We start from the raw sequence: 7631 nt of genomic DNA on the forward strand, positions 1-7631 counted from the left end.
CCGAAGGCGACGCGGCAACCTGCGTCCGAAACCAGCAGACCCCGTCACCGCGCCAGCCACCAGAGAGTGCCGCAGCCCCTGTCACGGCCTCGCAACGACACGGACTCGTATCGTCATCGCGAGGAGCGAAGCGACGTGGCGAACTCCGTCCGGAACCATCTGCTTCCATAGCTGGCTCACCACCAGCCTCCGGAGGTTGCCGCGGCCCCTGCGGGGCGTCGCAATGACGGTGCCCGTTTCCCGCTCCGTTGCCGCCCCCGGGCGTGCCTTACCCACCGTCTACAGATGATTCGAGGCGTAGTCCGCCAGCCGCGAGCGCTCGCCGCGGGTCAGTGTGATATGCCCGCTGTGGGTCCAGTTGCGGAAGCGGTCCACCACGTAGGTCAGGCCGGACGAGGTCTCGGTCAGGTACGGGGTGTCGATCTGCGCGATGTTGCCCAGCGCCACCACCTTGGTCCCCGGTCCGGCGCGGGTGATCAGGGTCTTCATCTGCTTCGAGGTCAGGTTCTGCGCCTCGTCCAGGATGATGTAGCGATTGAGGAAGGTGCGTCCGCGCATGAAATTCAGCGAGCGGATCTTGATGCGGCTGGTCAGCACGTCGTTGGTCGCCGCACGGCCCCATTCCCCGGCGCCCTCGGACTTGGACAACACCTCCAGGTTGTCCATCAGCGCCCCCATCCAGGGTGTCATCTTCTCTTCCTCGGTCCCGGGCAGGAATCCGATGTCCTCTCCCACCGGAACCGTGACCCGGGTCATGATGATCTCCTTGTAGGTATTGTCCTCCAGCGTCTGCGCGAGGCCGGCGGCCAGGGTCAGCAGGGTCTTGCCGGTACCGGCGGCGCCCAGCAGGGAGACGAAATCCACCTCGGGATCCATCAGCAGGTTGAGTGCGTAGTTCTGTTCGCGATTGCGGGCATTGATGCCCCAGACGCTGTGACGCGGGGTCATGTAGTCGTCAACCAGCTCGATCACCGCGGACTCGTTCGGCTGGTCGATCTCCAGCACGATCGCGGATAGCGGGTTCTCCCCCTCGCGGTAGACGAACTGGTTGGGCTGCCACTCGCTGACCAGCGGCCCGGTCACGCGATAGTAGGTACGCCCGGATTCCTGCCAGGAGTCCATCCTGGTGCCGTGCGTCTCCCAGAAATCCGCCGGCAGCTCGGTCATGCCCGAGAACAGCAGGCTGACATCGTCCAGCACCTGGTCGTTGTAATAGTCCTCCGCGTGCAGGCCGATCACCGCGGCCTTGATGCGCAGGTTGATGTCCTTGGACACCAGCGTGACCGGGGTATCGGGGTATTCCGACTTCAGCGCCTGGGCGGTGGCGAGGATGTCGTTGTCGGCCGAGGACCCCGGCAGGGAGGCCGGCAGGCTGGCGTTGAGATTGCGGGTCTGGAAGAACAGGCGGCCGCTGGGTGCAAACGTCGACTCGCTGAGGGAGTCGGCCTGCAGGGGCAGCCCGGCGGCGATCTGTTCGTGCTGCGCGCCGGTGGTGAGTTCGTCGATGAAGCGCGAGACCTGGCGCACGTTGCGCGCGACCTCGGAAACCCCCTTCTTGCCGCGATCCAGCTCCTCGAGCACGACCATGGGCAGGAAGATGTCGTGTTCCTTGAACCGGAACAGCGCCGTGGGGTCGTGCATCAGGACATTGGTGTCCAGGACAAGCAGGCGTTTCGGATCCTGGTCGGTCGCGTTCATGGCACCTCCGGAACGGGGGTAGGGTAAGGGGGTCAGCTCCCCGCGAGTTCGCGCACCGCCGCGAGGACCTCGTCCACGTGGCCCGGCACTTTCACCTTGCGCCACTCCTTGCGCAGCACGCCGTCGGCATCGATCAGGAAGGTGGAGCGCTCGATGCCGCGCACCTGCTTGCCATACATGTTTTTCATCTTGATGACATCGAAGGCATTGCACAGCGTCTCGTCGCCATCGCTCAACAAGTCGAACGGCAGTTCCTGCTTGGTGCGGAAGTTCTCGTGGCTCTTCACGCTGTCGCGCGACACACCCAGGATTACGGCGCCGGCCCCCTGGAAGGCATCCAGATTGGCGGCAAAGTCGCGGCTCTCGTTGGTGCAGCCCGGCGTGTTGTCCTTGGGGTAGAAGTAGAGGACCACGATCCGGCCCTGGAAGTCGGCCGGGCCCAGGGTCTGGTCGCCGGTCGCCGGGACGCGCAGGTCAGCGGGGACGGGTTGGTCGATTGCGATGCTCATCAGGCGTTGCTCCTTGATTCGTAGGTCTCGAAGCGGAAGGCCGCGTGCCCGGCGGCTTCAGGCCTTGATCGGGTCCAGCACGCCATCCACGTTCAGTTCGTCACAGAAATCCATGAATTCGCCGCGCAGACTGGCGAGGTGCTGCCCGGCGGGGATATCCACCACCATGTTGGCCGCAAACATGCGCGCCCCGGTCTGCTGGGCAATGTAGACCCGGGTCTGAACGTCGCGCAGATTGACCCCGCGGCTGGTGAAGAAATCGGCGAGGGCATTCAGCAGGCCCGGCGCATCCAGGGCTACCGCATCCACGGCATACGGCATGGCGGCCTCGGCGCGCTCCTCCAGTGGCCCGCGGCGGGCCACCACCACCAGCCCCATCTCGGCTTCGAGCCGTTCCAGACGCGATTCCAGCGTGCCAAGGGTCTTCCAGTTGCCGCTGGCACTCAGCGCCATGCAGCAGTACCCGCCCACGACCGTGATTCGGCTCGATTCGAGATTGCAACCGGTATCCACGATCACGCGGGTCACGCTGGAGACCAGACCCGGCTGGTCGGGCCCGATCAGGTTAAGGATCAGGTGGGTATGGGCACCCGTGCCGACCACTTCAGCCATGCGGCACCCGCCGGCGGCGTGCGGGAACGGGGGCGCGCCATTCCCGGGAGGGACTCGGCATGAAAGCGACAACAGGCATGATGGCTCGCAACATACCACCTTGCCCGGGCGGCGCCAACGGCGTCGCGCCGCGCGAAACCGGGCATCGGTGGCATGCCGGCCGCGGGAATCTTGAATGCCTTGTCACCCGCCCGTTAGACTGCACCATTCCCGATGTTGGAGGAGTCGATGTTTCAAGGCAGCATGGTCGCACTGGCGACCCCGATGCACGCGGACGGCAGCCTGGACTGGCCGGCGCTGGATCGGCTCCTGGAATTCCACATCGAGGCCGGCACCGATGCCATTGTCGCGGTCGGCACCACCGGCGAATCCGCGACCCTCGATTTCGACGAACACTGCGAGGCGATTGCCCACACGGTGAAGACCGTGGCCGGGCGCCTCCCGGTGATCGCGGGCACCGGCGCGAATTCCACGCGCGAGGCCATCGCGCTGACCCGTTGCGCGAAGGAAGGTGGCGCGGACGCCTGCCTTCTGGTGTCCCCGTACTACAACAAGCCGACTCAGGAAGGCCTCTACCTGCATCACAAGGCCATCGCCGAGGCCGTCGACATCCCGCAGATCCTGTACAACGTCCCCGGCCGGACCGCGGTGGATCTGCTGCCCGAAACCGTGGAACGCCTGGCCGATATCCCGAACATCATCGGGATCAAGGAGGCCACGGCGAGTAACGAGCGGACCGCCGAACTAGTCGCGCGGGTCGGCAACCGCATGGACCTGTACAGCGGCGATGACGGCAACGGACTCGCCTTCCTGCTGGCGGGTGGCCACGGGATCATCTCGGTCACCGCGAATGTCGCCCCCCGTCTGATGGCGGCCATGTGCCGCGCCGTCCGCGAGGGCCGACCGGACGAGGCGCGCGCGATCAACCGCCAGCTGGACGGCCTGCACTCCGCGCTGTTCCTCGAGGCCAACCCGATTCCGGTCAAGTGGGCACTGCATCGCATGGGACTCATGGAGGACGGTATCCGTCTCCCCCTGACTCCGCTGTCCGAACCCTTCCATGCGCCGGTCCTGGACGCCATGCGCCAGGCCGGCATAGAGGTCTGAACCCCGACATGAAACACTCCGCCCCGCTCCGCCGCCGCGCGACGCGCACCGCCCTTGCCCTGGCCACGAGCCTCGCCATCGCCGGGTGTTCCACCTCGGGCGACCGCCAGACCGGTCCCCAGTACGAAATGAGCCGGCAGATGGACAATCTCGAAGTCCCGCCGGACCTCATCGCCCCCGACAGCGAGCGCGCCTACCGCATCCCGGATGCGCCGGGCGAGCGCGTCAGCGCCCGCGAGATGCAGCAGTACTCCCAGGCCCGTCAGCAGCAGCGCCAGCCGGCCGACACCACCGCACCGGTGCAGACCGATGCCCGCGTCCTCCCCGAGTCCGCCGAGGTCCAGCTGATGCGCGAAGGCAGCGTCCGCTGGCTCAGCGTCGAGGCGCCCCCGGAGGAACTGTGGGATCGCCTTGCCGCCTTCTGGGACAGCCAGAATCTGCGCCTGGAACGCAACGAGCCCCAGGTCGGCATCATGGAGACGGAATGGGCCGAGGACCGTGCCGGCATCCCGCTCCGGGGCAGCCAGAACATCTTCGCGCGGGCCCTTGGGAACGTATACGACGCCAACACCCGGGACAAGTACCGGCTTCGCGTCGAACGCGACAACGGGCACTCCGCGATCTACATATCCCACCGGGGCGCGTCCGAGGAGCCCGAGGGCGAAACCTGGCGCTGGGCCATGCGGCCCTCTGACCCGGAACTGGAAGCCGAGATGCTCAATCGCCTTCGCGTCTTCCTTGCCACCGGCGAAATGCCGGAAGGCAGCGCCCGGGTCGCCGAGACCATCGGGGACCGCCCGACCGAACTGCACCAGACGGAACTCGAAGGCCAGCCCGTGCTGGTCATTGGCAGCGCCTTCGACCGGATGTGGGCGCAAATGGGGACGCTCCTGGATCGCGCCGGGCTGCTGGTGGACGAGCAGGATCGTGACACCGGGACCTTCGAGGTGACCTATCGCCCCGACGTGGTCGGCGAAGGCGAAAGCGGCGGGTTCTTCAGTCGCATCTTCGGTCGCGGCGGAGACCGTCGCGAGAACGAACGCTACCAGGTCCGCCTGACCGACGTGGGCGACGGCGACCTCCGCATCGAGGCCCGTGATATCGACGGGGACCCCCTCCGGCGTCGCGATGCGGAATTCGTGCTGGACCGCATCGAACAGCAGATTCTCCGTTAATCCCTCCGCGGTGCCGACGCGATGATCCGCTTCTGCTCCCTCGGCAGCGGCAGCGCCGGAAATGCCCTGGTCGTGGAGATCGGGGCGACCCGTCTCCTTGTCGACTGCGGCTTCTCTGTCCAGGAACTCGAACGTCGCCTGGCCCGGGTCGATCTTGCACCCCGCGACCTGACCGCCGTCCTGATCACCCACGAGCATACGGACCACATCGGCGCCGCGGGCCCGCTGTCCCGGCGGTACGACCTCACCGTTTTCACCAGCCCGGGCACCCGCCTGGCGGCCCGCGACGATGGCTTCGCACACGTCCAGGAGATCCAGGCCGACGCCCCGCTGGACATCGACGACGCCTGGGTCTGCCCCTTCACCGTGCCCCACGACTCGCGCGAGCCCACTCAGTTCGCCCTCTCCGACGGAGACCACCGACTGGTGCTGATGACCGATGCCGGGCATATCTCGCCCCATATGGTCGCGATGGCGAGTGGCGCGGATGCCCTCTTGCTGGAGTGCAACCACGACCCAGCCATGCTCGCCGCCGGGCGTTATCCCGCATCCCTGAAGCGCCGCATCGGCGGGGGCTACGGGCACCTACCCAATCATGCCGCCACCGAGCTGCTGCGCAACATCGACCAGTCCCGCCTCCGGCACGTCATCGGGATGCATCTCTCAACCGACAACAACGATGAAGCGCTTGCCCGAACGGCCCTCGCAGACGGGCTCGGCTGTACCCCCTCCGACGTCGATATCGCAACCCAGGACCAGGGCTTCGGCTGGCGCACCACCGCACCCGCCTGACACGCGACCTGGCCTGACGCACCCGGGCTGGACTGGCCGAACATCCCTCCCGCGGCATCACGCCCGCAGTCGCCCGACCGCAGGGCCCACTTCCGCATCGACTGAGGACACAGCGCGCTCTTACCCCGCCCAGGCCAGATCGACTACACCGCCCGTATCCGCCGCGCTCAGTCGGCAACCTCTGAACAGACCGTTTTTAGCGCCGCGATTCCCGCAGGAAATAGAGCCCGCCAATAACAAACGCCACCCCGATAATCATTGCCAGCGGTCCGCCGAATCCCGCGCCTTCCCTTGGCGCAATCGGCGTAAACGCCAGCTGGCCGCCGAAAATTGCGTAGAGCCCGATCCCGAGCAGTACAAGCCCTACGATCACCAGCCCACCATCGGTCCTTTTTCCTCGCACAATACCTCCCCACCTGCTGTGGCCAAGTGCCGCACCCGCCACAACGAGCATCGCGTTACCTTGTATCCAAGCCTGCCTCGAAAGCGCCCATAAAAAAAGCCCGACCCCCATGACTGGGAATCGGGCTTCGGATTAATGCCTGGCGGTGACCTACTCTCACATGGGGAGGCCCCACACTACCATCGGCGCAGAGCAGTTTCACTTCCGAGTTCGGGATGGGATCGGGTGGTTCCTACTCGCTATTGCCGCCAGACAAACTGGCCAGATAACCCGGCTTGTGCCGAGTCGTCTGAATTCGGAATGCATTCTAGGCTTGTGTACTTGGTGATGTGTCAGACGAGACCACCAACACTTTGGGTGTTATATGGTCAAGCCGCACGGGCAATTAGTACTGGTTAGCTACACGCGTTACCGCGCTTCCACACCCAGCCTATCAACGTTGTAGTCTTCAACGGCCCTACAGGGACCTCGAGGGTCCAGGGAGATCTCATCTTCAGGTGGGTTTCCCGCTTAGATGCTTTCAGCGGTTATCCCTTCCGCACTTAGCTACCCGGCAGTGCCACTGGCGTGACAACCGGAACACCAGAGGTGCGTCCATCCCGGTCCTCTCGTACTAAGGACAGATCCTGTCAAATCTCCGACGCCCACGGCAGATAGGGACCGAACTGTCTCACGACGTTCTAAACCCAGCTCGCGTACCACTTTAAATGGCGAACAGCCATACCCTTGGGACCTGCTTCAGCCCCAGGATGTGATGAGCCGACATCGAGGTGCCAAACACTGCCGTCGATATGGACTCTTGGGCAGTATCAGCCTGTTATCCCCGGAGTACCTTTTATCCGTTGAGCGATGGCCCTTCCATACAGAACCACCGGATCACTAAGACCTGCTTTCGCACCTGCTCGACGTGTCTGTCTCGCAGTTAAGCACCCTTATGCCTTTGCACTCGTCGCGCGATTTCCGACCGCGCTGAGGGTACCTTCGCACTCCTCCGTTACTCTTTGGGAGGAGACCGCCCCAGTCAAACTACCCACCACACACGGTCCCCGACCTGGATTACAGGCCTGGGTTAGAACTCCAAACTTGCCAGGGTGGTATTTCAAGGTTGGCTCCACCGAGACTGGCGTCCCGGCTTCAAAGCCTCCCACCTATCCTACACAAACAAGCTCAAAGTTCAGTGTGAAGCTGTAGTAAAGGTTCACGGGGTCTTTCCGTCTAGCCGCGGGTACACAGCATCTTCACTGCGATTTCAATTTCACTGAGTCTCGGGTGGAGACAGCGCCGCCATCGTTACGCCATTCGTGCAGGTCGGAACTTACCCGACAAGGAATTTCG

Annotated in this window: 7 protein-coding genes and 2 rRNA genes (1 of these 9 only partly in view); 3 read left to right on the forward strand and 6 right to left on the reverse strand. The window is 64.7% G+C overall.

Features of this window, described 5'->3' with window-relative positions:
* Positions 1 to 279: 279 nt before the first annotated feature.
* The 3 genes from C996_RS0102020 to C996_RS0102030 are packed head-to-tail and all read right to left on the reverse strand — an operon-like array spanning position 280 to position 2819.
* Entirely contained in the window at positions 280 to 1698 is a 1419-nt protein-coding gene (locus C996_RS0102020) for a PhoH family protein (RefSeq protein WP_018865806.1), read from the reverse strand.
* A 32-nt stretch (positions 1699 to 1730) separates the two neighbouring features.
* Complete coding sequence (locus tag C996_RS0102025; RefSeq protein ID WP_018865807.1) at positions 1731 to 2207, reverse strand: peroxiredoxin; 477 nt, start codon at positions 2205 to 2207, stop codon at positions 1731 to 1733.
* 57 nt (positions 2208 to 2264) lie between these two features.
* Entirely contained in the window at positions 2265 to 2819 is a 555-nt protein-coding gene (locus C996_RS0102030; protein WP_018865808.1) for a glycine cleavage system protein R, read from the reverse strand.
* A gap of 228 nt (positions 2820 to 3047) precedes the next feature.
* On the opposite strand from C996_RS0102030, the gene dapA reads away from it, so the two are divergent.
* Genes dapA through C996_RS0102045 form a run of 3 tightly spaced genes read left to right on the forward strand, consistent with a single transcriptional unit; the run spans position 3048 to position 5893 of the window.
* Positions 3048 to 3926 carry a 4-hydroxy-tetrahydrodipicolinate synthase gene (dapA, locus tag C996_RS0102035; RefSeq protein ID WP_018877304.1) on the forward strand — a complete coding sequence of 293 codons (879 nt, stop codon included), beginning with the start codon at positions 3048 to 3050 and terminating at the stop codon, positions 3924 to 3926.
* Positions 3927 to 3934: 8 nt separating this feature from the next.
* Positions 3935 to 5101, forward strand: coding sequence for an outer membrane protein assembly factor BamC (bamC, locus tag C996_RS0102040; RefSeq protein WP_018865810.1), 1167 nt, complete (start codon positions 3935 to 3937; stop codon positions 5099 to 5101).
* A 21-nt stretch (positions 5102 to 5122) separates the two neighbouring features.
* Positions 5123 to 5893: an MBL fold metallo-hydrolase gene (locus C996_RS0102045; RefSeq protein ID WP_018865811.1), complete on the forward strand. Its 771-nt coding sequence runs from the start codon at positions 5123 to 5125 to the stop codon at positions 5891 to 5893.
* 196 nt (positions 5894 to 6089) lie between these two features.
* Here C996_RS0102045 and C996_RS0102050 read toward each other — a convergent pair whose 3' ends face one another.
* From C996_RS0102050 to C996_RS0102060, 3 genes are all read right to left on the reverse strand, one after another.
* Positions 6090 to 6296 carry a hypothetical protein gene (locus tag C996_RS0102050; RefSeq protein ID WP_026279164.1) on the reverse strand — a complete coding sequence of 69 codons (207 nt, stop codon included), beginning with the start codon at positions 6294 to 6296 and terminating at the stop codon, positions 6090 to 6092.
* A gap of 137 nt (positions 6297 to 6433) precedes the next feature.
* A 5S ribosomal RNA gene (rrf, locus tag C996_RS0102055) occupies positions 6434 to 6549 on the reverse strand.
* 111 nt (positions 6550 to 6660) lie between these two features.
* Positions 6661 to 7631 (reverse strand): 23S ribosomal RNA (locus C996_RS0102060) (it continues 1908 nt past the right edge of the window).

This window comes from Thioalkalivibrio sp. ALE25, from assembly GCF_000377285.1.
Taxonomy (GTDB): Bacteria; Pseudomonadota; Gammaproteobacteria; order Ectothiorhodospirales; family Ectothiorhodospiraceae; genus Thioalkalivibrio.